The organism is Aquirufa originis (assembly GCF_042714495.1).
In the GTDB taxonomy this organism is placed as follows: Bacteria; Bacteroidota; Bacteroidia; order Cytophagales; family Spirosomataceae; genus Aquirufa; species Aquirufa originis.
In genome coordinates, this window is sequence record NZ_JBBKXY010000001.1 from 1,100,047 (window position 1) to 1,124,597 (window position 24,551).

At 42.3% G+C, this 24,551-nt stretch carries 22 protein-coding genes; 8 read left to right on the forward strand and 14 right to left on the reverse strand.

Features of this window, described 5'->3' with window-relative positions; genetic code table 11:
* The first annotated feature begins 54 nt into the window (after nt 1-54).
* Complete coding sequence (locus SKC35_RS04820) at nt 55-1,422, forward strand: DUF6427 family protein (RefSeq protein ID WP_377978297.1); 1,368 nt, start codon at nt 55-57, stop codon at nt 1,420-1,422.
* Between the two features lies 1 nt (nt 1,423).
* On the opposite strand, the gene rpiB is transcribed toward SKC35_RS04820, so the two are convergent.
* Nucleotides 1,424-1,867, reverse strand: a complete 444-nt coding sequence (rpiB, locus tag SKC35_RS04825; RefSeq protein ID WP_377978298.1) for a ribose 5-phosphate isomerase B — start codon at nt 1,865-1,867, stop codon at nt 1,424-1,426.
* A 68-nt stretch (nt 1,868-1,935) separates the two neighbouring features.
* On the opposite strand from rpiB, the gene SKC35_RS04830 reads away from it, so the two are divergent.
* Nucleotides 1,936-2,658 carry an LOG family protein gene (locus tag SKC35_RS04830; protein WP_130923166.1) on the forward strand — a complete coding sequence of 241 codons (723 nt, stop codon included), beginning with the start codon at nt 1,936-1,938 and terminating at the stop codon, nt 2,656-2,658.
* Here SKC35_RS04830 and SKC35_RS04835 read toward each other — a convergent pair.
* Both SKC35_RS04835 and SKC35_RS04840 read right to left on the reverse strand, forming a co-directional pair.
* Nucleotides 2,655-4,322, reverse strand: coding sequence for a PHP domain-containing protein (locus SKC35_RS04835; RefSeq protein WP_377978299.1), 1,668 nt, complete (start codon nt 4,320-4,322; stop codon nt 2,655-2,657). The two genes, SKC35_RS04830 and SKC35_RS04835, sit on opposite strands and share 4 nt — an antisense overlap.
* A gap of 13 nt (nt 4,323-4,335) precedes the next feature.
* Nucleotides 4,336-4,803 carry a methylated-DNA--[protein]-cysteine S-methyltransferase gene (locus tag SKC35_RS04840; protein ID WP_377978300.1) on the reverse strand — a complete coding sequence of 156 codons (468 nt, stop codon included), beginning with the start codon at nt 4,801-4,803 and terminating at the stop codon, nt 4,336-4,338.
* A gap of 149 nt (nt 4,804-4,952) precedes the next feature.
* Here SKC35_RS04840 and SKC35_RS04845 point away from each other — a divergent pair, with 149 nt between their 5' ends.
* Nucleotides 4,953-6,383, forward strand: coding sequence for a circularly permuted type 2 ATP-grasp protein (locus tag SKC35_RS04845; RefSeq protein WP_377978301.1), 1,431 nt, complete (start codon nt 4,953-4,955; stop codon nt 6,381-6,383).
* A 286-nt stretch (nt 6,384-6,669) separates the two neighbouring features.
* Here the strand turns inward: SKC35_RS04845 and lysA are convergent, their stop codons facing one another.
* Entirely contained in the window at nt 6,670-7,902 is a 1,233-nt protein-coding gene (lysA, locus tag SKC35_RS04850; protein ID WP_377978302.1) for a diaminopimelate decarboxylase, read from the reverse strand.
* A 40-nt stretch (nt 7,903-7,942) separates the two neighbouring features.
* Here lysA and SKC35_RS04855 point away from each other — a divergent pair, with 40 nt between their 5' ends.
* Genes SKC35_RS04855 through SKC35_RS04865 form a run of 3 tightly spaced genes read left to right on the forward strand, consistent with a single transcriptional unit; the run spans nt 7,943 to nt 10,484 of the window.
* Entirely contained in the window at nt 7,943-9,247 is a 1,305-nt protein-coding gene (locus SKC35_RS04855) for an alkaline phosphatase D family protein (RefSeq protein ID WP_377978303.1), read from the forward strand.
* Between the two features lie 3 nt (nt 9,248-9,250).
* The gene (locus SKC35_RS04860) at nt 9,251-9,688 is read left to right on the forward strand and encodes an OsmC family protein (RefSeq protein WP_377978304.1); all 438 of its coding nucleotides are present in this window, start codon (nt 9,251-9,253) and stop codon (nt 9,686-9,688) included.
* Nucleotide 9,689: 1 nt separating this feature from the next.
* Complete coding sequence (locus tag SKC35_RS04865; RefSeq protein WP_377978305.1) at nt 9,690-10,484, forward strand: thymidylate synthase; 795 nt, start codon at nt 9,690-9,692, stop codon at nt 10,482-10,484.
* 253 nt (nt 10,485-10,737) lie between these two features.
* Here SKC35_RS04865 and SKC35_RS04870 read toward each other — a convergent pair whose 3' ends face one another.
* The 7 genes from SKC35_RS04870 to SKC35_RS04900 are packed head-to-tail and all read right to left on the reverse strand — an operon-like array spanning nt 10,738 to nt 18,979.
* On the reverse strand, nt 10,738-12,096 hold the full coding sequence (locus tag SKC35_RS04870; protein WP_377978306.1) for a peptidylprolyl isomerase: 1,359 nt from the start codon (nt 12,094-12,096) through the stop codon (nt 10,738-10,740).
* Between the two features lie 7 nt (nt 12,097-12,103).
* A complete protein-coding gene (locus SKC35_RS04875; RefSeq protein WP_377978307.1) occupies nt 12,104-14,353 on the reverse strand; it encodes a peptidylprolyl isomerase in 2,250 nt (749 codons plus the stop codon).
* 48 nt (nt 14,354-14,401) lie between these two features.
* Nucleotides 14,402-15,043, reverse strand: coding sequence for a hypothetical protein (locus SKC35_RS04880; RefSeq protein ID WP_377978308.1), 642 nt, complete (start codon nt 15,041-15,043; stop codon nt 14,402-14,404).
* Nucleotides 15,034-16,077, reverse strand: coding sequence for an agmatine deiminase family protein (locus SKC35_RS04885; RefSeq protein WP_377978309.1), 1,044 nt, complete (start codon nt 16,075-16,077; stop codon nt 15,034-15,036). Before SKC35_RS04885 ends, SKC35_RS04880 begins: the two co-directional genes overlap by 10 nt.
* A 4-nt stretch (nt 16,078-16,081) precedes the next feature.
* Complete coding sequence (locus tag SKC35_RS04890) at nt 16,082-16,849, reverse strand: type III pantothenate kinase (protein ID WP_377978310.1); 768 nt, start codon at nt 16,847-16,849, stop codon at nt 16,082-16,084.
* Nucleotides 16,850-16,868: 19 nt separating this feature from the next.
* The gene (gene nadE, locus SKC35_RS04895) at nt 16,869-18,752 is read right to left on the reverse strand and encodes an NAD(+) synthase (protein WP_377978311.1); all 1,884 of its coding nucleotides are present in this window, start codon (nt 18,750-18,752) and stop codon (nt 16,869-16,871) included.
* Nucleotides 18,749-18,979, reverse strand: coding sequence for a hypothetical protein (locus SKC35_RS04900; protein WP_377978312.1), 231 nt, complete (start codon nt 18,977-18,979; stop codon nt 18,749-18,751). Before SKC35_RS04900 ends, nadE begins: the two co-directional genes overlap by 4 nt.
* Nucleotides 18,980-19,033: 54 nt before the next feature.
* Between SKC35_RS04900 and SKC35_RS04905 the strand changes: the two genes are divergently transcribed.
* Nucleotides 19,034-19,681: a 7-carboxy-7-deazaguanine synthase QueE gene (locus SKC35_RS04905; RefSeq protein WP_377978313.1), complete on the forward strand. Its 648-nt coding sequence runs from the start codon at nt 19,034-19,036 to the stop codon at nt 19,679-19,681.
* Here SKC35_RS04905 and SKC35_RS04910 read toward each other — a convergent pair.
* Together SKC35_RS04910 and SKC35_RS04915 are read right to left on the reverse strand one after the other, a co-directional pair.
* Nucleotides 19,605-20,042 carry a septal ring lytic transglycosylase RlpA family protein gene (locus tag SKC35_RS04910; RefSeq protein WP_377978314.1) on the reverse strand — a complete coding sequence of 146 codons (438 nt, stop codon included), beginning with the start codon at nt 20,040-20,042 and terminating at the stop codon, nt 19,605-19,607. The genes SKC35_RS04905 and SKC35_RS04910 overlap by 77 nt on opposite strands.
* 84 nt (nt 20,043-20,126) lie before the next feature.
* Entirely contained in the window at nt 20,127-21,389 is a 1,263-nt protein-coding gene (locus SKC35_RS04915; protein ID WP_377978315.1) for a citrate synthase, read from the reverse strand.
* A 135-nt stretch (nt 21,390-21,524) separates the two neighbouring features.
* Between SKC35_RS04915 and pepT the strand changes: the two genes are divergently transcribed.
* The gene (gene pepT / locus SKC35_RS04920) at nt 21,525-22,793 is read left to right on the forward strand and encodes a peptidase T (protein ID WP_377978316.1); all 1,269 of its coding nucleotides are present in this window, start codon (nt 21,525-21,527) and stop codon (nt 22,791-22,793) included.
* 224 nt (nt 22,794-23,017) lie between these two features.
* On the opposite strand, the gene guaA is transcribed toward pepT, so the two are convergent.
* Nucleotides 23,018-24,541: a glutamine-hydrolyzing GMP synthase gene (guaA, locus tag SKC35_RS04925; RefSeq protein WP_377978317.1), complete on the reverse strand. Its 1,524-nt coding sequence runs from the start codon at nt 24,539-24,541 to the stop codon at nt 23,018-23,020.
* Between the last annotated feature and the right edge of the window lie 10 nt (nt 24,542-24,551).

Genomic DNA, 24,551 nt, shown 5'->3' on the forward strand with positions numbered 1-24,551 from the left:
AATTTCATAATAATAATTGGAATCACCGTAATTTAGGGCTTCGTTTAGCCAAATATGTTACAATTTATTAAATCCAATAGTCTGATTTCCCTCCTACTCTTTATGGTTTTGGGTGGACTTTTTGCTTTTCTGCATACTCAGCAGGGATTTACTTATTTCCCATGGGAGATTAAAAACTATTTAATTGGCCAAAAACTAAATCAAGGATTTCGCCTATACAAAGACATTCGGGACAATACGGGACCTTTTGCGACAGGGTTTTATCAGTTACTTGATTTTCTTTCCATTCCACTTTCCTATAATCCCTATGTCGCCTTCCTTCTCATCGCGACACAAGCTTACCTTTTTCATCAGACGATTGCTCAATTTGATTTGATGCCTAAATTAGGCGGACTTGCCTTCGGTGTGTATTTATTGCTATTCCATTTATCCTCGGAATTTCACGTTCCTGATCCTGCTTTACTGGGATTAACCTTTATTCTATTAGCCTGGAAAGAGATTATTCAACAACAGAAAACCCTTTTAGTCAATGATCGGGTATTTTTAGTCGGAATTTATTTAGCCACAGCAACCCTTCTTTTTCCAGCCTATTTTTGGTTATTACCTTGGGCAATTTTGAGTTTATTATTCTACTCAGGGGTATCGATTAGACAAATGATTTTAGTATTAATCGGTTACCTAGTTATTATTACAATCGCTAGTTTAGTCTTTTCATTTCGTGGAAACTTGCCTTATTTATGGCAAGTTTATAGCGATTCAGCCTTTACCTTTCATTTGATTTCTTGGCAGGAAAGCAAATTGGTGCTATTCAGTTTTGCTCCCGCGATTATGATAGGAATTTGGGGTTTGTACAAGGTCGTAGGGAACCCTAAAATCAGGGCACATGCTCAGAAAGCACAACAAACAACCATTATCTGGTTCTTCTTCAGCTTCATTTCGATAGCGAATTTCCCTTCCTATAATCGGATTAATTTTGTTCTGCTACTTCCTCCTTTGGCCTACTTTGGTCTGAACCTATTTTACCTCATCAAGAAAAATTGGCAAAAGGAATTAACATTTGTATTATTAATTATCGCCGTATTTTTCACAGCGAAACAAGATCAAACAGGCTTAGAAATCGCAAATAATAGAACCAACAAAATTCCGGTAAGCGGCCAAAAACTACTCATATTAGGGCCTGAAATTCAGGAATACCTGCACAATCAAATGGCTGGACCTTTTGTTAACTGGGATTTAGCGAAACCCCTATTAAGCCAATTAGATTCGTATAAAAACGTCATTATTGTGCAAGAATACTTCGTCAAGGATCAGCCTACTTACATTTATGATTCAGAAGGGTATTTTGCCAAAATAGGCCAACACCTCCCCTACATCACCCAACAATACGTACTAGTGAGTCCTAAATTGTACAAGAAGAAATAGCTTAGCAGCAAGAAATTTTGTTCACACGACCTTGGTGACGACCACCTTCAAATGGTGTATCTAAAAACACCTGTAAACAAGCTTTCGCTTCCTCTAAAGAGATAAAACGCACGGGAAGACAAAGCACATTCGCGTCATTGTGCTGACGGACTAATGCGGCTACTTCTGTATTCCAAGCTAAGCCAGCACGAATACCTTGGTGTTTATTTGCTGTAATGGCTACACCATTTGCGCTTCCACATAATAATAAACCAAAACTCACCTCCCCTTTTTCTACCGCATCTGCCACTGGATGTGCAAAATCGGGATAGTCCACAGAATCAGCTGAAAAGGTACCGCAATCTTTTACAGAGATGCCTTTGGCCTCTAAAAAAGCGATTAAATCATTCTTGTAATCAAAACCAGCGTGGTCACCGCCTACTGCGAAACTTAAAGGAGTATTCATGAAATTGTGATTTATTTTTTGCAAAGGTAAAAGGATTAGTCCTACATTTAGGAAACAAATTTAAAAATATGACGGAGAATAACTGGAAAGAGGAAGAAGAGAAAATCAAACAAGCTTTTGGCGACAAAACCTGGGCTCAGATTAAATCAGAGGAGTCATGGCGTATTTTCAAAATCATGAGCGAGTTCGTCGAGGGAATTGATAAATTATCTAAAATTGGCCCCTGCGTTTCCATTTTTGGATCTGCACGAACCAGCCCAGATAGCCCTTATTACAAGATAGCAGAAGAGATTGCGGCGAAATTAGTACGCCACGGATACGGTGTCATCACCGGTGGTGGCCCCGGAATCATGGAAGCGGGTAACAAAGGTGCCGCCAGTGAAAGAGGCCGTAGTGTGGGTTTAAACATCGAATTACCCTTTGAACAAACCCCGAATCCCTATATCGATTCAGATAAAAATATGAATTTCGACTTCTTCTTTGTGCGCAAAGTGATGTTCGTGAAATATTCGCAAGGATTTATCATCATGCCGGGAGGATTCGGAACGTTGGATGAGATGTTTGAATCTTTGACCCTGATTCAAACTCACAAAATAGGGCGTTTCCCAGTAGTTTTAGTGGGAAAAGAGTATTGGGGTGGTTTAATCGACTGGATGAAAAAGACGATGGTCGCCGCAGGAAATATCCATGAGGAAGATTTGGAACTATTTGCTTTAGTAGACACTCCCACAGAGGCCGTGCGCGTAATCGACGACTTCTATGCGAAGTATTTACTGAAACCGAATTTCTAGTTTTTAGCGAAAAAGTGTTTGATATCTGCCAAAGACAAAGCATTCAAAGTCAACTCTCTTAATAAACCTCCTTTTCGCCCCACTTTGACTCCCCATTCCATATCCAGTAAACCGGCTATGGCATGGGCATCTGGATTGATAGAGACAAAAACCCCTTTATCCATGGCTTCGTAGATGTGACGCCAGTCTAGGTCTAATCGATACGGACTCGCATTTAATTCGATGCTCACCCCGTTTGCTTTACAAGCGTCTAAGATCTTGGACATCTGTAAAGGAAAACCTGGTCTTGCCAGCAACAATCGGCCAGTAGGATGGCCTAAAATAGACGTATAGGGATTTTCAATCGCTTTGATCACCCTCGGCATCGCCTTTTCTAAATCCATCGTTAAGCCAGCGTGTACGGAGGCCACTACATAGTCAAACGAGGCTAAAATGGAAGGCTCGTAATCTAAACTCCCATCGGGCAAGATGTCCGATTCAATTCCTTTTAAAATCTGAAAATCGGACCACTGTGTATTCAATTGATCTATTTCTTCGTGCTGACGTTGCACATCCTCCTCTTTCAAACCACCCGCATAGGCTGCATATTTCGAGTGATCTGCAATCCCGAAATAACTTAGTCCTAAATCGCGGCAGGCTTCAGCCATTTCAGTCAAGGTATTTTTTCCATCGGAATAGGTCGAGTGATTATGCAAACAACCGCGTAAATCGGCGTATTGAATTAACGCCTTTTCACCGTGTTTTGCGTGCCAATCAAATTCCTGTAAACCCTCCCGCATTTCAGAAACGATAAACGGCAAAGTTTGAGAGGTGTAGATCTCTGATTCTTCTTTGAACTCTTTTCCCTCAAATCGTTCATAAAAGTGAACATGAGCCAAGTGCTCCGGCGAAGCTGACAGAGCAAATAATTTTGTCACCCATTCTCCAGCAGAAGCAAAGTGAATTTCGATGGGAATCAAATGACCCTTTGCGAAACCTCTCCAAGTAAAAGGAGATGATTCCTTCAGATCCTCTTCTAACCTATCTACTGATTGCAGCAGCCCTGAAGCTCCAAATAAATCATCCGTCTCCACTAAAAATACCAGCGAGTTAATCACTTCACAATTTCGGCGCAACTCCCCTGCAATGGATACTGTAGAGAAAAAAGTCTTGAGTTCTTGTGCGATTTCATCCGCTAAATCTTGCGCTTTATTGATACGCAATTTGCTGGAATTTGATTTAATGAAATGGATATTCAGCGTGACACTTTCCACCACTGCGCCACCAAATCCTTTGAGATTCGCTAAACGCCCATCCTCACATGCCTCTAACAAATCATCAATTTCAGTTATTTGTAATTCCTGCCAAATCGTTCTTACCTTTTTAGGACCTAAGCCCTTTATCTTCAATAAGGTCAGTAAACCAGGAGGAGTCTGTTCAATGATCTGTTCTAAATCAAGACACGTTCCTGTAGCGGCCACATCTTTAACAATCTGAACCACCACTTTACCCACCCCTGGAATAGCGAGTAATTCCACTTCCGGCAATGACGAGATTAAACCCGGAAATTTATCGAGGCCACGCGCGGCGAAAGCTAGATTCTTACTTTTGAATTCATTTACGCCATGTAAATCCCAAAGCTTAACAAGTAGCTCGAGCGCGTCGACGATTTGATCATTATCCATAGACAAATATAATCTAAAATAAAGTGGCTCCCTCCTTTGCAAGCAACCATTCCTTCCGCCATAATCCTCCACTATATCCCACGAGTTTACCGGTAGATCCAATGACACGGTGGCAAGGATGAAAGAGTAAAATCGGGTTTTGGCCATTGGCATTCCCTACCGCCTGCGCTCCTTTGGGCATTTCTAATCGTTTCGCAATTTCAGCATAGGTAGCAGTGGACCCTGTAGGGATATCTTTCAAGGCCGTCCAGACTTTTTGCTGAAAGGGTGTTCCGATGGTTGGATCAATGGGAAATTCCTGTAGGATACCTGTTTCAAAGTACGTATGTAAAATTTCTTTAATCAGCTGAATATCAATCGAATGATTTTCATTTGCTGTTCCTTCCTCTTCTACAAAAGTACAAGAGCGCAAACCTGCATCTGCTAATTCCAAACGTAAAATGCCAATTGGACTAGAGAAATAAAATTCTGAGTGTAACATAAGACTTCAATTTCCCACAAAAAATGGTAAATTTCCAATAATTAAGAGGCTATTATTGGAAATTTTGAAAATTAACTTTGTTTTGGAAAATCAAAACAAAAATTAAATTCTAAATTATAATCATATCAAGCATTTTAACACATTATACCATGAATTTCTCCTTTAATAACTACGACCCGGAAGGGTTTTTCGATGAAATGTTCGAAGCAGACGGGAGTGTCCGTTTCGGATATGAACACTTCAAAGAACGCGTAGAACAACTCAGCAAAGAGGAGTTTTTGAGCCGTCAACAATCCGCAGAAAGAGCCTTAATGGCCATGGGAATCACCTTTAACGTTTACGCAGAGAACGAAGGAACCGAGCGCATCATGCCGGTGGATATCATACCGCGTATCGTAGAGGCAAAGGAATGGGAGAAAATTGAGAAAGGATTAATTCAACGCATTACCGCCTTGAATTTATTCTTAAATGATATTTATTCCGACCAAAAAATCATCAAAGACGGAATCATTCCCGCCGAAGTCATCAACTCATCGAAAGACTTTTTAAAGCCTTGTATTGGTATAAAGCCTGCCAAAAACATCTATATCCATATCACTGGAACGGATTTAATTCGTGGAAGTGATGGGGAATACATGATTTTAGAGGATAACCTTCGCTGCCCATCCGGAGTATCGTATATGATGGAAAACCGGGAACTGTTAAAGCAAACCTTCCCAGAAGTCGTTGCAAAGACGCAAATTAGACCTATTTCTGATTACCCAAATAAGTTATTAGAAATGCTGCGATTCATCAGCGATCGACCAGATCCGACCGTCGTAGTATTGACACCAGGAATCTATAATTCCGCCTATTTCGAACATTCCTACCTTGCCCAACAAATGGGCGTGGAGTTAGTCGATGCGCGTGATTTAGTCGTACATGAGGGCTATGTCAAAATGCGGACCACGAAAGGTTTCCAAATTGTTGACGTCATTTACCGACGCATCGATGATACATTTTTAGACCCTACCGTCTTTAATCCAGACTCCATGATCGGGATTCCAGGCATTTTTGAAGTGTATAAAAATGGAAAAGTAGCCATAGCGAATGCCCCAGGAACCGGCGTAGCGGACGATAAAGTGATTTATGCCTACGTACCTCGCATCATCAAATACTACTTAAACGAGGAACCGATTATTCAAAACGTCAAGACCTACATTTGTGCTGAAGAAGAGGACCGCAACTATGTACTAGCTAACATCGAAAAGTTAGTAGTTAAAGAGGCGAATGAGGCAGGTGGTTATGGTATGTTAATTGGGCCAAAATCCACCAAGGAAGAACAAGAAAAGTTCAAAGCTCTCATCCTTAGCAATCCTAGGAACTACATCGCCCAACCGACGATCTCCTTATCTCGCGTTCCTTGCTTAATCGAGGATCACGCGGAAGGTCGCCACGTGGATCTCAGACCCTATATTCTGTATGGAGATGGGGTAAATGTGATGCCAGGCGGCTTAACTCGAGTAGCTTTGAGAAAAGGCTCGCTTGTGGTTAATTCTTCGCAAGGGGGTGGGTCGAAGGATACGTGGGTTATGTATTAGGTCTTCGGGTTCTGAATCGTCGACAGGTCAAATGATTCAGAACCCGAAAACCTACTACATATCTAGAAAAAATAAAGGGTCAAATAATTTTGCCGCTGAATAATCAATACATATCAGGGGAAGTAGACAGTGGGTAGTTGTCAGTAAATTTGAGAGTAGAGATTTGAGAGCAAAGAGTAGAGACTGTCCACTGAACACTGTCCACAGCCAACTAACCCCACTCCATCAAAAAAGGGGCGAATGCCCCTTTTTTGATTCTACATCTATACTCTCTACTCTCCTATCTCTACTCTTGATTACGTAGTATATCCTCTAAAGTCTCTCTTCTCCGAATCACCCGTGCAACACCGCCATCCAACAATACCTCAGCAGGTAAGAAACGCGAGTTATAATGCGAGGCCATCGTAAATCCATAGGCCCCTGCATTCGCTAAGGCAATGATATCGCCTTCCTTTACTTCATTTAATAAACGTTCGTTTTGTTTGCCGTTAAGGTCAAATGAAAACGTATCCGTTTCACAGATATATCCTGTCACTCTATAGTCTTCTTGCTTAGAGGAATCTTGATTCGAAGCATTGAAAATGTAGTGGTAAGAACCATACATCATGGGGCGTATCAAGTGATTCAAACCTGAGTTAATTCCTACAAAGGTTTTTACTGGATCGCGTTTTACAACGTTCGTTTCTGTTAAGAATGTGCCTGACTCACTCACTAAAAACTTGCCCGGCTCTACCCAAAGGCGCAATTCGCGACCGTATTTTTGACAGAAGGCACGAAAGGCGTTGCTCATGATTTGGCCTACTTCTTGCATATTTACTCCTGGATCTTCTGGAGAATAAGGAACTTTGAATCCACCACCTAGATCGATGATTTGCAAGTCCTTGAAGTCATAAGCAAAGTCAAAAAGGGCCGAAGCAGCTTGCTCGAACGTCTTTCCATCTTTAATATCAGAACCGGTGTGCTGGTGCAAACCGATTACGTTGATTTTGTATTGCTCGACGATAGCTAGGATTTCGGCTTTTTGGTGAATCGAAATACCAAATTTCGATTCCGGATGCGCCGTCATAATCTTCTCATTTCCCCCACCAAAAACGTGCGGCTTAATGCGAATCAAACATGGTTGTGAAGAACCATAAGTTTGTCCAAATTTTTCTAAGACCGATAAATTATCGAGGTTGACGATGGCACCTTTAGAAACCGCATATTCAATCTCTGAAAAATGAACTCCAGAGGGAGTAAACGTAATGTTAGATCCTTCGTATCCGGCAATTAAACCGAGCTCTAATTCTTGTGGTGATACGACATCCATATCGACCCCATTCTCGCGCATTAGGCGTAAAATGGATAAATTCGTGTTCGCCTTTGCCGCATATTTAATGGTCAAGTCAATTCCTTCAAAAGCACTCCTCAAAACCGAGATTTTTTCCCTAATTTTGTCAGCATCGTATACATAAAGTGGAGTACCAAATTCTTTGGCCAAATCTGTTAAAGGAATGTTCTGAATTGAATAATATGCCATAGCGAAATTTGTAAGCCACAAAGATACTAATCTAACGAATATGAAAAGAATATTAATCGCCTTATTCCTTGTAGCGCCGCTTTTAGCGAGTGCTCAGATCAAGAGTGGACCGATGTTAGGCTATTCTGAAATGAAGGAAGTTTTAGTTTGGGTACAAACCGAGAAACCAGCGGATGTGAGCATTCAATACTGGGAGAAGGGTGATAAAACAATACATAAGACGGATCCCGTACATACCGAGAAAACAACTGCTTTCATTGCACGAATCATCGCTGATGAGGTAACAATGGGTAAAAAATACGAATACGAGGTACTGGTGAATGGCAAAAAAATGGCTTTTGATTATCCATTGGAATTCCAAACACAGGAACTTTGGCAATACCGTCATGATCCACCTGCCTTCTCTTTCCTTTTTGGAACGTGTAACTATGTAAACGAAGAAGCAACCGATCGCCCTGGACGTCCTTATGGTGGCGCAGATGAGGTTTATACATCGATGTACTCGAAGAAACCTGATTTCATGTTATGGGGAGGTGATAATTTTTATTACCGCGAACCGGATTATACGAGAACGGGAATGATACACCGGAATGATCATGCGCGTGCCGTTAAATCAATTCAACCCTTGTTAGGAAGTGTACATCAATACGCGATTTGGGACGACCACGATTACGGTCCAAATGATGCAGATCGCTCATTCCCTTTGAAATACACTTCTTTAGAGATGTTCAAAATGTATTGGGGCAATCCAAATTTTGCCTTCCCGAATGAAGGCATTACCGGAAAATTCCAATGGGCAGATGTGGAGTTCTTTTTGATGGATGACCGGTGGAATAAGGCACCAAACGAATTAAATGACCCCAACAAGGACTACTGGAGTGCTAAACAAATGACTTGGTTATTAGATCAATTGTCCACATCTAGAGCTAGTTTTAAAATCATCGTCAACGGAGGTCAGGTCGTTAGCCCTGCCAAAGTATTCGAAAACATGGCGAATTACGAGGCAGAGAGAACGTATTTGTTGAAAGAATTAAAGAACCGTAAGATTCCAGGAGTCCTCTTTTTCACAGGCGATCGTCATATCTCTGATTTGAACAAATTAGAGCGCGAAGGTACTTATCCCTTGTATGACTTGACGGTTTCTCCGATGACGGCTGGAAAGGCCGATGCGGTAAAGCTAGATTATAACGAGACCTTGGTTCCTGGGACTTTGGTACAGGAGAGAGCCTTTTCTAAAATTGAAGTGACGGGCCCGTTGAAGGACCGCACGTTAACCATAACCCTTTTCAACGTTAAAGGAGAGGTATTATGGACCAAAGAACTGAAATCCAATTTATTAAAATAAGCCATGGAAGTAGTATTAAATCGCTTAGATCAAGATTTTCATTTTGAGGCAAAAGGCTCCTCTCCCATCCCCGTGCACATCGATGCGGCGGAAGGTATTGGCGGTCACAATGCGGGCGCACGTCCGATGGAGCTACTTTTAATGGGCTTAGGTGGTTGCACGGCCATTGATGTTATCCTTATTTTAAAGAAGCAACGTCAAATCGTAGAGGACTTCCAAATCCGTGTTTCAGGCGATCGCGAAAAGATCGAAGGAACGGAGAAAACACCCTTCCGTCTAATCAACATCCAATTTGAATTAAAAGGCCAAATAGACGGCTCAAAAGCCCTAAAAGCGATTCAAATGTCGATGGACAAATACTGTTCAGCTACCGCTCAATTAGAGCCTAGCTCCAAAATCACTCATACCCTCGTTTTAAACGGAGAAAAATTCGAAGCCTAATATGCAAGCTTACTTAGATTTATTAACTCACATTAAGAAAAACGGCACCTTCAAATCTGATCGTACAGGAACGGGAACGACGAGTGTTTTTGGCTACCAGATGCGCTTTAACCTAGAGGAAGGTTTCCCATTAGTAACTACCAAGAAAACACACTTAAAGTCGATCATTCATGAACTATTATGGTTCTTGAAAGGCGAAACGAATATTGGCTATTTAACTGAACATAGTGTGCGTATTTGGGATGAATGGGCAGACGAAAACGGCGACCTAGGTCCTGTTTATGGAAAGCAATGGAGAAGCTGGGAAGGCGCAAATGGCGTAGTGATCGACCAAATCAAAGAGGCTGTTGAAACATTGAAAAAGAACCCTGACTCACGTCGGATCATTGTAAGTGCTTGGAACGTGGCAGACCTGCCTAAAATGGCTTTAATGCCTTGCCATGCTTTCTTTCAGTTCTATGTGGCAAACGGAAAACTTTCTTGCCAATTATACCAACGCTCCGCAGACGTATTCTTGGGAGTTCCCTTCAACATCGCTTCTTATGCCTTATTGACGATGATGATGGCGCAAGTATGTGATTTAGGTCTAGGTGATTTTATTTGGACGGGTGGTGACACTCACCTATATAGCAATCATATGGAGCAAGTGGAACTGCAATTAACGCGCACTCCCAAAGCATTACCTATAATGAAAATCAATCCTGAGGTGAAGGATATTTTGGATTTCAAATACGAAGACTTTACGCTGGAAGGATATGATCCATATCCGGGGATTAAGGCGCCTGTAGCTGTGTAATTAGATTATAGAGTATAGATAATAGAGCATAGAGTATAGATGTAAAGCATAGAGCATAAAGCACAAAGAATAAAGTTCGAATCCCCTTCGGGGATGAATTCAGAAATAAATTTTTCACCATACATATTAAAAAAGGGAGCTTCGCTCCCTTTTTTAATGCCAACTTTATTCTTTATGCTTTGTGCTTTAAATCTATACTCTCTTATCTACTCTCTATAATCTATACTCTCTACTCTATTATCTCTAATCTCGATTACTCCCGCTGTTGCACATCCTCTAAGATCTTACAATCCTTAAACTCCTCATCAATAAAGATAAACACATCGTCTTTCGCCTTCATAAACCACTTTTCGATGGCGTTATTCTTTTTACGAGACAACGTGATTTGAGATAGCTTTTGGTAATCATCCTTCAAGTTAGCAAAGTGTGGAGGGTGTTTTGCTTTGAAAAACAAAATACGCACTGCAGAGCGACCATCATCTGTACGGAAAGGAATTGGGGTAGAAATTGTTCCTACCTTCATGGAATCCAAGGCAAAGAATAAAGCTGGATCCATTGTTCCGTCGTAGGCTAAACGATTCCCTCCGTTTGTCGCATCCATAATGACACCGCCGGCATCCTGTGTGGTTTTGTCTTCTGAGAATTCCTTAGCGGCCTTTTCAAACGTAGTTGAATCACGTTGAACAAGTACACGAATGCTATCCAGGAATTTCGTTGGCTCTGTCAAATCTAGTTTTTGGTAATCAGGACGTAACAAGATGTGACGTGCGTGGTATTCTTGACCTCTGATTTCTAATAATTGAATTAAGTGAAATCCGAATTCGGACTCTACTACATCTGACATTTGATTGGGCTTTAAGCGCAAAGCAGCTGCTTCGAAGGGTGCAACCATGGCTCCACGCTTAGCAAATCCTAAATCTCCACCTCGTTTTCCTGATCCTAAATCTTCTGAATGTACTTTGGCCAAATCCTCAAAACTCTCCCCTTTCTCTACGCGACGACGGAAATCCAATAACTTCGCATATAACTCTTCCTTCTGATTCTTGTTCGGCTTTGCGATGCGAATAATGTGGCTAATTTCCACTTCTGCAGGCAAATAAGGTAATGAGTCGCGGGGGATTTCGTTGAAAAAAGCGGCCACTTCTTTAGGTGTAATTTTCACATCATCCGTGATTTTATCTTGCATTTTACGGCCCGTCAATTGTTCTTTTAAGGAAGAACGTAAATCTTCTTTTAAGGTCGCAATGGATTTCCCATAGGCTTCTACGATGTTCTTTGCTGATCCATATTGGCCTTCCATTTGCTCCATACGGCTATTCAATTCCGCTTCTATACGCTTATCTTCAACGATAACCGAGTCGATTTCTGCTTTAGCAAGCATTAATTTGTTTACGACTAAACCTTCCAAAATTTGGCAACGATTAGGCGTATTCGCTTGTCCACTTGTGATGTATTGTTGGTACTGATTCTCCACCTCAGATTTCAAAATGAAGTAATTATCAACCTTCACAATGATGCGATCTAACACATTCTTGTTCGCTTCCTCTTGCGCAAACGCAGATAAGCTCCCTAACACCAAACACCACCCTAAAACCCAACGAGTCAATTTCATATTTCTATTATTTCAGTAATTTTTCTAATTCCACCTGGTTAATCTCTACCGGGTATTGTTGCTTTAATTTCGCAACCCATTCTTTTTCTAAACGCTCCTGAAGGGCACGAATAACTAAACCTCTCGCCTCTTCAAAAGAGCGTGAACGCTCAGGTTCCACTTTCTTCACTTCTACAAAGGCGAATTTACCTGCAGCTTCATAGTTTTTAGGACCAACCGTCCATTCAATTGCATCGATCACAGGAGAGACACCTTTTTTGAAATACCCTTCTTTCGCTTCTAAACTCTCAGGTTTAAGGGCATTAAAACGTTTCACAACATCGTCCATACTCGAGGAGAAGAAACGGAAGGAAACGCGTGCATTTTTTGTTTTTACTGTTTTAGAAGCAGCCTTTAAGTTCGCTTCATCCTTTTGAATGATGCGGTGGGAAGAAATTCCTTTGGCATTTAAATAAGAAACGACCTTATTAATACGCGCTTCAGACAAACTATCTTCTTCTGAAGCATCGCGGTGTCCTGAAATTTCAACGACATAGTCCACATTCTTCGCCATGGTCAGGAATAGTTCCGCTAATAATTTAGTAGATGATTCCTCTAACTTTGATTCCTTTAAACCAAAAGAAAGATCCGCAAACTTCTTATTCATCGGATAAGGTGACTTTTTCAATAAGTCCAAAGCTTCTTTCAACGTTTTCTGTGTATCAGCTACTACCAATTTCGCTTCTACACGCGCCGGCATCACAAAAGCCGCCTTATTCGCTTGATAGAATTTAGCCTGGGTTAAAGAGTCTAACGACTTCTCGAAAATCTCCCGATCCGTCATCTTGCTAAATAAACTTCCTTCTAAGAAGTCAGCCATCTGCTCTTTAAACGCTGGGTATTTACCTTCTAAATTTGCTTCCTCCGCATTCAACGTCTCCTTCTCAATCAACTCATCTAAATACGATTGTTCCGAAACCACAGGCAAATAACCAAGTGATTTAATCCGTCTCTTTTGCTGAGCTTGAACGTGTGCATAAAAATCACCTACCGAATATGTTTTATCTAAAACAGAAAAAATAGGCTCTTGCAAAAATGGCTCAGATCCTGTTCTTTCTACGTTCATACGTTCAAAAGCCGATTTCTTAGTTGCTTCTTGCACAATCACTTTATTCTCTACGCGAACACGCTTCATAAAAGCTTGTTTGATCAAACCTTGGCGATCCGCATCTGTCAGTACTTTTTGTTTGATAAACTCTGACATATCCTCAAATGTCAAGAGTGGTTTTTTATCCAACAACTTAAATAATTGCCAGCCTAAATTCGTCCGGATAGGCTTAGAAAGATCTCCTAAACGCTCTAATCCAAATAAAGCATCTTGCAATTCCTCACTTAAATCAGAAGAAAAATACCAACGTCTAATCTCTCCCCCACGACCTCTAGAATAAGGATCCTCCGAATAATTCTTACAAACTAATTCGAAACTTTCACCCGCCTTTAGGTAGGCTTCCACTTGTTCAATTTTCTTTTTAGCCTCTACTTGCAAAGCCGTAGGCGCATCCACCGCAGCAGACACAATAATATGAGCTAAACGAATCTTACCTGAATTAGGACGTTGATTCAAGATCTTCACGATATGGTAGCCACTGGCTGTACGGAATGGTTTTGAATATTCCCCTATCCCAATCGAATAGATGGCATTTTCGAAATCATACGCCGTTTGAAGTGAGGTGATATACCCTAAAACTCCGCCTTTTGCAGCTGACATCTCATCTTCTGAAAAACGGGATGCTAACGCAGCGAAATCTTCACCCGCTTTTAACTTTTGGTAGATATTCTCAATTTTCTGAAAAGCAATTAAGGTATCTGCAGGACTTGCATTATCTCCCAGTTTGACCAAGATTTGGCTTACTTTCTTTTCCTCCTTCATCCGCTGGTAAGCCTGCTTAACGAGCATATCTAACGTAGGCATATCCACCAAATAAGGCGTAGCTAATTCCTTTCTAAAACTTGCATACTCTTCCTTAAAGTCTGGTTGATCAGCAAATTTCTCTTGTTCCGCTGCTACGATTTTCAATTGGTAATCGATGTAATCAGATAAAAAAGCCGCTTGATTGTCTTTCGTGATACTATCAGACTCGACTAATGGCTTGTACACTTGCAGAAAACTCTCTGCCGATATCTTCTTAGGACCAATCTGAATGGGCGATGCACTCTGCGCGAAACTCGCGAAAGGCAAACACAAGACTAATCCAATAAATAATTTTAAATCCTTCATTCTTAAAAATAAGCTAACAAAATTACGAATAATCCCCGACAAAAACGGTTAATCTACGTTAATTTGAATCTGGTACCGGTATTCATAGGCATCGATGAATTTTCGACCACCTACCCATTTGCCGGTGCGAATAGTGGAAGCGGCTGAATCGTAGTCCCATTGAGTCTCTGAGACACCTAAAAGGTCTTTCATATCTAATTCACTTACCCAATCCAGCCCTAAAGACCCGGCTTTCATTCCCCATAAAAACCAGGCTACTGGATTTTCGGGGGAAGTGAAGGCCAAAGGCAAAGCCAATACCCCACTCACCGAATTAAACCGATTTACCCATTTCTTCGTGGGCTGGTAGTCTTCGATCTCAAAGAGGGAAAGTTGGAAGCTAGCTTTTTGGCCAGCATGTAAACGTATTCCCAACGCTTTAATTGTATCTAATCGAATGACCTGTCCCTTCTTTACTTTCCCAAGATAAGAAGAGAATACCTTAACTGGCATGAGTTTCCCATTCTCGATGATGCCCAAAGCACCTACTAATACTAATTCATCCCCTAAAACCTCCTGCGTCTTAACCACTGACAATGTTTTCAATGATACCCGCGTGTTTTTATCCTCCGGAGTTGAAACCGGTTGAACAAAAGGTTTTCGAGCACAAGAAAACAAGGTAATCAAGAAAAGAAAAGGAATTATACGCACGGCGCTGGTTCTTGCTGGGTCAAACAATGAAAACTGCCTTGCCCCCAAATAATCTCCCTCGCCGACAATCCTATCACTGGACGATCCGTGAATAATTGACGCAATATTCCTAAGGCAATTTCGTCTTGTGGACAATCGAAAACAGGCACTAAAACTCCTGCATTACATATATAAAAGTTCGCATAAGACCCTGGAGCCCTAAAACCATCAATCACCACAGCATTCGGCATGGGAATCTCTACAATTTGTAAAGGCGAGCCATCTAGAAGCGTCATTTGCTTTAATTCTGCCAAATTAGCCGCTAAAACCGCATGATTTTCATCCTCCACATTCGGTTCCACCATCGTGATCACCGTATTTACATTCACAAATCTCACCGTATCATCAATATGACCATCCGTGTCATCCCCCACAATTCCATCCGATACCCAAAGCACCTGTGAAACGCCGTAGTAGTTTTTCAAATAGTCTTCGATCTGTTCTTGACTTAGGTGAGGATTTCGATTCGGGTTCAATAAACAAGAACGACTTGTTAAAACCGTACCTGCTCCATTAAAGTCTACCGATCCTCCCTCCATAATAATACCCGGAGTAGCGGATGGCAATGATAAACGTTTCGCAATAGTCGCAGGCAACGCATTATCATCCAAAAATGGCGGATATTTGCCTCCCCACGCATTGTATTCCCAATTCACGACTAAACGTTCGGCACTTCCTTCTTTGACTAAAAAAGCTGGCCCGTGATCGCGGCACCAGGCATCATTTGTGGGTTGAACATTAAATTCGATTTTTGCTGGATCTATTCCATACACAGGCAATTGACTTTCCACAAAAGCCTGCAAAGCAGCGGAATTGACGTTAATTCGCACCTGTTCTCCTTCAGAAATCGCCTTGATTAAGGCAAAATATTCTGGGTACATCTGTCCTAATTTCTCTTCCTGCCACGAGTGATCGTTATGCGGAAAAGTAATCCAAGTAGCTAGGTGTGGATGCCATTCGGCAGGAAAAAAGTATCCTTGATCTTTCGGAAACATCTTCTTAGGCTTTTAAACGTTCGGCAATCAGGCGCAAACCTTCTAACGTAATTAATTTATTTACCTCATCGAAATACGAGGCTAATGGGGTCAAAATCGAGGATAAACCACCCGTTGCAACCACCTTCAAATCTCCCTTTTTATCTTCTTTTACTCGACTGATCATCTCCTTCACCATTCCCACATAGCCCCATAGGATCCCCGCTTGAATCGCCGAAACCGTATCGGTGCCCAGGTTAAATTCGGGCATTTCCAATGGAACTTCGGGCAATTGGGCAGTTTGAGAGAACAAGGACTTCACTGCGGTTTTCAAACCAGGCGCAATTGAAACGCCCTCCATTTTACCTTCTGCATTGACTAAAGTGAAAGTTAAGGCAGTTCCAAAATCCACAATTAGTACATTCGATTTATAGTTTTCGTGCGCATAAACGGCATTAGCCACTAAATCAGAGCCTATTTCATCTGGAACAATAACCTGAATAGGTAAGGCCTCATATAATTTTGGCCGCATGACAGCTGGCGCGTAACCTAGCCATAAGGCTAATCCGCGTTGTATTTGAGGCGAAATAGAAGGTACTACAGAGGATACTAAAGCTAAAGAAGGCAAAGTTTCACCTAAGTCTCTTGATGCCCACTCCTTCTTAATCCAATTCACTACCCCATTTGCACTCCATGGCTGGTGCGTAGGCGTTCTCAAAACTGCTTTCCAGGTTTGATCTTCATAAAAACCAAACACGATATCCGTGTTCCCCACATCCACAACTAATAACATCTCCTTGTTCGTGTTTTGTTTATATATCTTTTTCCAATCCCGCAGACAAAATCGGGAAGCGTAACCAACTCTTGGGATCTAAACTGTAATCGTCCACGTGGAATCCAGGCGCATAGCGCTCTCTTTTCCACTGATTTCGCGCCCAAAGACGGAAGAATCGGCGAACGAATTCTTCGAGCTTCTCTTTGGCAAAAACAGCACCATAGCGCTTATTCACCTCTTCTAAACAGTCGTGGGGCGACAATAAATCATAAAATACTAATCGTTCAATCGTATTTAAAATCGGATAAGGCATCAAATCCTCCTCATCGACCTGCTTTTCAGACAGAGGACGCAATTCCGCACTCGGTTCTAGACTATTCACTAAATGCAGTCCCTTAAAGCCCTGAGCCTCTAACCAAAGCAGCCAAGTCCGCACAAAACTCTTATCAATACCAGAAATAGGTGAAATCGAACCCGACGTATCGCCGTCCATGGTTGCATAACCCACACTCGCCTCCGAGCGATTCGACGTCGCGAGTAATAAGGCATTTTTGATATTAGCGAGCATCCAGGCACTAGGGGCACGGACGCGGGCTTGTACGTTTTGGAGAGTGATATCATCCTGTTCCCAGGTCAAAGAACGCCCAATGGCCCCTTCGATAAGCCCTCGGTAACCTTGAACAATCGAATCTATTTCAATCACATAATGTTGCGTTCCGATCCATTCTGCCAATTCACGAGCAGAATCACGTGTATTTTGGGAGGAATTAACGGTTCCCTGATAAATGGTCGTTAATAATTCAGACATCGCTTTATCTGGCGTAGTCAAAGGAATATAATGTAGCTTTTGCTTCAAACCTTCCCAACCTAATTCTTCTTTTGCATACTGAATACTCAACGCACAAAGTGAAGCAATGGCAGACGAATCAGCTCCACCAGAAAGAGATAAAACCCATCCCTGTGAGCGAGATTTACGTAAATAATCAAATAAACCTAAGGCTACGGCATGTGAGAACTCTTCCTCTTTTTTTGTTTCTGACCTTTCCCAAGCCGGGACTTCGGACGTTTTAATTGCATGCGTTTCTGGAAGATAAATTTCAAACGAAACCACATCATCTCCACTATCTTCTCTTTTATCTAGAGTAATTTCGTGTGAAACCAGGGTGAAATCTTGGTAGGAGAATCGAGGTGTTTGAGCTAAAATAGCCCCCTGGTGAGCAATGTAGGCATCGCCATCGAAAATGATGCGACCCGCTTCGTTGCCCAGTAAATTCGCAAATAAATAAACGCCGTTGATAATCTTAGCGCCTTCTATACTTAATGATTTTCGAATTTCTGCTTTACCAAACGCAAAATGGGAGGCCGTGGGATTACAAATCACCGAAACGCCCCGACGTGCTAAATCATAAGCCGGTCGCTTCTCCCCTTCCCAAGCATCTTGGCAAATCTCAATACCTAAGGTGATTCCATTAAAATGAATACGGTAATCCCCTAATGGGATTCCCCTGTATATTTTCCGCTGCCCTCGAGGCCAAGGTTTAAACCAACGCGGTTCGTAATGCACGCCATCATCCGCCAAAAATTGTTTGGGGATCAAAGCATGAATTTTACCCTGCGCTAAAATGGCAGAGACATTGTATAAATCTCCTTCAAAAGGCAAGGCTAAACCCACGACAGCGACCATTTCCGAAACTTCTGTAGCGATCAACTCGAGTGACTCCCACGATTTAGCGGCCGTAAAAGGCGCTAAAAACTGATCCTCGCAGCCATAACCAGAAATACATAATTCAGGCAAACACAAAAGAGACGATCCTTCAGAAGAAGCCTGAGAGATGGCCGCCAAAATACGTAAGCGATTTCCCTCCCAATCTAAGGGTAATTGATTCAGCGATCCCGCGGATAAAACGACGTTCTGCTTCATCTGGGTTTCTTTTTAGATTGATCGGCGCGAATATGCTTGTAACGTGGAGTCCACATCCAAGAAAAGGCCACATTCGGACGGTAATAACCTACGCCGTGGCGGTGTTCGACTTTGACGCGACACGTTTGATACGGACAACGAGCTGACCAACAAGCGGATAACAAGCACAACGTGCCTACTAGCCCTACAGCAAGAAAAAGTCGATTTTTTGCGTTTGTTGGATTCATCGATTAGTTAAATTACAATTCTAGACTTAATTTTGTCATTCAATTCAAGTCCTAATGCAATCCAACCCCAAAGATATAAAAACCGCTGTAAAAAGAGCCGAATTTACCTATCCAGTAATGGAATCTTTTTACACCCTGCAAGGGGAAGGTAAATACCAGGGACACGCTGCCTATTTCATTCGTTTAGGTGGCTGTGACGTGGGTTGCCATTGGTGCGATGTGAAGGAATCCTGGCCAGTAGATACGCATCCAGTAAAAACTGTCGAAACATTAGTGGCTGAAGCACTCGAGAATCCAGGCCGATTAGTGGTTATCACGGGTGGTGAACCGTTGATGCACGATTTAGGTCCTTTAACCGAAGCACTACAAGAAGCAGGATTTAGAACCCATATCGAAACTTCCGGTGTCGCAACGGCTATTACCGGAAATTGGGATTGGATTTGTTTCTCCCCTAAAAAATTCAAAGCCCCTAATGAAGGTATTTTAGCGATTACGAACGAACTTAAAGTCGTGGTCAATCACCCTTCTGATATCCCTTGGGCTCAAGAATGGGCTGAAAAACTACCTGAATCGGCGGAATTATACTTGCAACCCGAGTGGTCCAAGCAAGAACAAATGAATCCCCTTATTGTGGATTTCGTGAAAGCGAATCCGACGTGGCGGATTTCGGTTCAAACTCATAAATTTCTGCAGATTCCATAGCATTCAAGGAATCAATACGCGACTTCTCGGTCACTGTTTTAATGTGTACCGTTGAAAAACCGTAGGGAATTAATCCCAAATCTTTAGCCGCAGCCCTCGATACATCAATAATTCGCTTGCGGCTATGTGGACCACGGTCGATGATTCGAACGAAGGTGGTCTTCTTTGTTTTGGGCATATACACCTCCACCCACGTATTAAAAGGCAGCTTTCGATGTGCCGCTGTGAATTTAGCTGGATTATACTTCTCCCCACTACTCGTCCGATGTCCTTTCAATCGATTGGAGTAGAAAGACGCCTGCCCTTTTTGCACCTGAGCACAAACAGAAAAACTGAAAAATAGAAAAAATAGTATCCGCATAAGGATACAAAGCTAGGTCGAATCTCCCCGTAAAACAAAAAAGCCCCCGAAACCGGAGGCTTTTTCAATCTATTGAAAAAGAGATTAACGATTCGCCATATCAACAAAAGCACGCGCAGGAGAACCTACGTAGATTTGACGAGGACGACCGATAGGCTCCTTGTTTGTCATCATTTCTTGGTGTTGAGAAATCCAACCTGGAAGACGCCCAATCGCAAATAAGATTGTAAACATATCCGTAGGGATGCCTAAAGCACGGTAAATGATCCCTGAGTAGAAATCTACGTTCGGGTATAATTTACGAGCAACGAAATACTCATCACTTAAAGCCGCAGCCTCTAATTCTTGAGCGATCGTTAAAACGGGATCCTTAACGCCCAAAGCTGTTAACACATCATCCGCTGCTACCTTAATAATACGGGCACGTGGATCGAAGTTCTTGTAAACACGGTGACCAAAGCCCATCAAACGGAAGCCCGAAGTCTTATCTTTGGCCATAGCCACAAACTTAGACGTATCACCACCCGCTTGCTTGATTTCTTCTAACATTTCAATCACCGCTTGGTTCGCTCCACCGTGTAATGGACCAAACAATGCCTGGATACCACCTGAAATACTAGAGAATAAACTAGCGTGAGAAGAACCAATCAAACGAACCGTTGAAGTAGAGCAGTTTTGCTCGTGATCTGCGTGTAAGATTAATAATTTGTTCAATGCCTTAGAAACGATTGGATCTACTTTGTAATCTTCGCCTGGTTTAGCGAACATCATTTTCAAGAAGTTAGAGCAATAGTCCAAAGATTGATCCGGAGCCACTAATGCTTCGCCAATTGATTTCTTGTAGTTCCATGCCGCGAAAATAGGCAAGGCAGCGATCAAACGTAAGATGTTTTCTTTCGTTTCAGCTGGATTATATTGACCTTCCATTAAACCTACTAGAGCTGACAATTCGCTCATTGGGTGTGTAGAAGTCGGAATAACTTGTTCAATTTTCAATAAAACTTCATTCGTCACCGTGTATTTCTTCACATCAGCTTCGAACGCATCTAATTGAGATTGTGTAGGCAATTCGCCATTTAATAATAAATAAGCCACTTCTAAGAAGCTAGCTTTATCGGCTAACTCTTCGATGCTATAACCACAATGTCTTAGAATTCCTTCTTCGCCATCTAAAAAAGTAATCGCACTTTTTGTTGCACCCGTGTTCTTGTAACCTGGATCATACGTTACGTATCCAGATAAATCGCGAAGTTTCGCAATGTCGATTGCCTTTTCATTTTCAGTTCCTACTAGAGTAGGTAATTCGAACGATTGGCCATCGAGGTTAATCACAGCATTTTGAGACATAGTTGTAAGCTTATAAAATTCAAGGCACTAAGATAATACGTAATTCTGAAAGGTGTATTACCTTTATAAATCCAACAGAAATAAATTCAATAAAGACAATTAATTCTTCTAATATTTCAATATAAATCCATTTTTATGCCGCAGCTCTCGGAATTGATCCAAAAATATGCCTTCACATCGAAAGATCGTTTTCTTGATTATGTCCAAATAGACACCCAATCCGACCCCCACTCGAGCAGCAGCCCCACGACAGAAAAACAAAAAAATCTAGGAAAGGTTTTGGTTCAGGAACTTCATTCCCTCGGAATTTCCAATGCACACCTAGATGATTTTGGCTATGTCTATGCGCACATTGCCTCCAATGTACCTCACGAAGTACCTGGCCTTTGTTTTTGTGCCCACATGGATACCTCTCCAGATTGTTCTGGCGAGCAGGTAAAACCGCTTATCCATCCTTATTACCATGGACAAGACTTAGTTTTACCAGACGATCCATCCGTAGTAATTCGATTAAACGAACACCCAGACTTAGCTGAACAAATCGGCAATGATATCATCACGGCCAGTGGAACGACGCTTTTAGGGGCAGATAATAAAGCCGGAGTCGCTGAAATTATGGACGTAGCTGCCTTTTATGCAGCACATCCGGAGGTTCCTCACGGCCCCATCACGATTCTTTTCACACCGGACGAAGAAGTCGGTCGCGGTACGGATCATGTGGATATGGAGAAGATTAATGCCCAATACGGCTACACCTTAGATGGCGAAAAGCGCGGGCATTTAGAGAATGAAACCTTCTCTGCGGATGGATTTGTTGTAAAAATTCAAGGCATTTCTCAGCATCCGGGTTTTGCCAAAGGCCGTATGGAAAGCGCCCTGAAAATAGCCGCAGAAATCGTCAACACACTACCCAAAGACCGCCTAAGCCCCGAGACCACCGAAGGAAAAGAAGGCTTCATTCATCCCACGGACATATCAGGCAGTGTGGAAGAAGCAACCATCGAATTCATCATCCGCGATTTTGAAACGGAAAAACTGCGCGAATACGGCTTCATCATTCAACAGATTTCGGAAATGGTCTTGCGCAAATACCCGAATTCCACTGCCACCTATACCCAAACGGAGCAATACCGCAACATGAACGAGATTCTAGTAGATCACCCAGAATGCATCGACCTAGCGATGGAAGCCATGCGATTAGCCGGGCTTAAAGCGGAGACAACCAGCATTCGCGGCGGAACCGACGGATCTCGCTTAACTTTTATGGGCTTACCATGCCCTAACATTTTTGCAGGCGAACACGCGTTCCATAGCAAACAAGAATGGGTTTCAGTGCAAGATATGCAGAAGGCGACGGAGACGGTGCTTTATCTCGTTAGTTTGTTCGTGGAGCGTTCGAAATGAGAGTAGAGATTATAGAGTAGAGAGTAGAGAGTAGAGAGTAGAGAGTAGAGAGTAGAGAGTAGAGATATGGAATCGCCTTCGGCGATAAATTCAGAAATGTTTTTGATTACACGCACAAAAAAAGGATCTACTTAGATCCTTTTTTTGTATTTATCTCTTCTCTTTACTCTATAATCTCTACTCTGAAAATATTGCGCAGCACATTTTCGAACACACACAACAATTTATTCCCACTCAATCGTAGCCGGCGGCTTACTCGAAATATCATATACCACGCGATTCACGCCTTTGACCTTATTGATAATCTCATTCGAAATACGACCTAAGAATTCATAAGGTAAATGGCACCAGTCGGCAGTCATTCCGTCCACACTAGAAACAGCACGCAAAGCAACAACTTGCTCATACGTACGCTCATCCCCCATGACACCCACGGATTGGATAGGTAAAAGGATAGCGCCTGCTTGCCAAACTTGGTCATACAAACCATCCTCCTTCAAACCATTGATGAAAATAGCGTCCACTTTTTGTAAGATATCTACTTTCGCAGGCGTAATATCGCCTAGAATACGGATACCTAAACCTGGACCAGGGAATGGGTGGCGGCCTAAAATGTCTTTAGGCACACCTAAGGTTTTACCCACTAAACGCACCTCATCTTTGAATAAGGCATCTAATGGCTCTACCACTTTTAACTTCATGAAATCAGGTAAGCCACCCACGTTGTGGTGCGATTTGATGGTTGCACTTGGTCCTTTTAGGGAAACGGATTCGATTTTATCTGGGTAAATCGTGCCTTGGCCTAACCAAGAAACGCCCTCAATTAAATGAGCCTCCTCATCGAATACCTCGATAAAGGTCTTTCCGATGGCTTTGCGCTTGTCTTCTGGATCTGTTAAGCCTTTTAGGGCGTCGTAGAAACGTTGTTTGGAGTTGACTCCTTTCACGTTTAGGCCGAGTGTTTCGTAGGATGCCAAAACTTGTTCAAATTCATCCTTGCGCAACAAACCATTGTCCACGAAGATGCAATATAGGTTTTTGCCAATCGCACGGTGTAATAAAACCGCAGCCACTGAGCTATCTACCCCGCCAGATAGACCTAGCACGACTTTGTCATTCCCTAATTTGGCCTGTAACTCTGAAACGGTTCTATCTACGAAAGAATCCGATGTCCACGTCTGTGCGCAGCCACAAATTCCTACGATAAAGTTCTTGATTAAAATACTTCCTTCCGTCGAGTGAGTCACTTCCGGGTGGAATTGAATACCGAAAATCGGCTTAGAAACGTGGGCAAATGCCGCTACACGAACGGTCTCGGTCGAACCGATCAACTCATATTCAGACGGCAATTCCATAATGGTATCGCCGTGTGACATCCAAACCTGACCTGTCGCCGATAAGCCATTTAATAATGGACTCTCCTTTACACTTGTCATGTGGGCACGACCGTATTCACGGTGACCCGATGCTTGAACGGAGCCTCCGCCCTGGTGCGCTAACAATTGCGCTCCATAGCAAATTCCTAAAATGGGTAAAGTACCAAACAGACTTAAATCTACGCGAGGAGAATCTTCATCTCTCACCGAGCAAGGGCTACCTGAAAGGATAATTCCTTTCACCGACTCATCGATTTCTGGGATGTGATTAAAAGGATGTATTTCGCAATAGACTTGCGCTTCTCTGATGCGACGCGCAATTAATTGGGTCACCTGAGAACCGAAATCAAGTATAAGGATCTTTTCCGCCATGTTTGTTTTT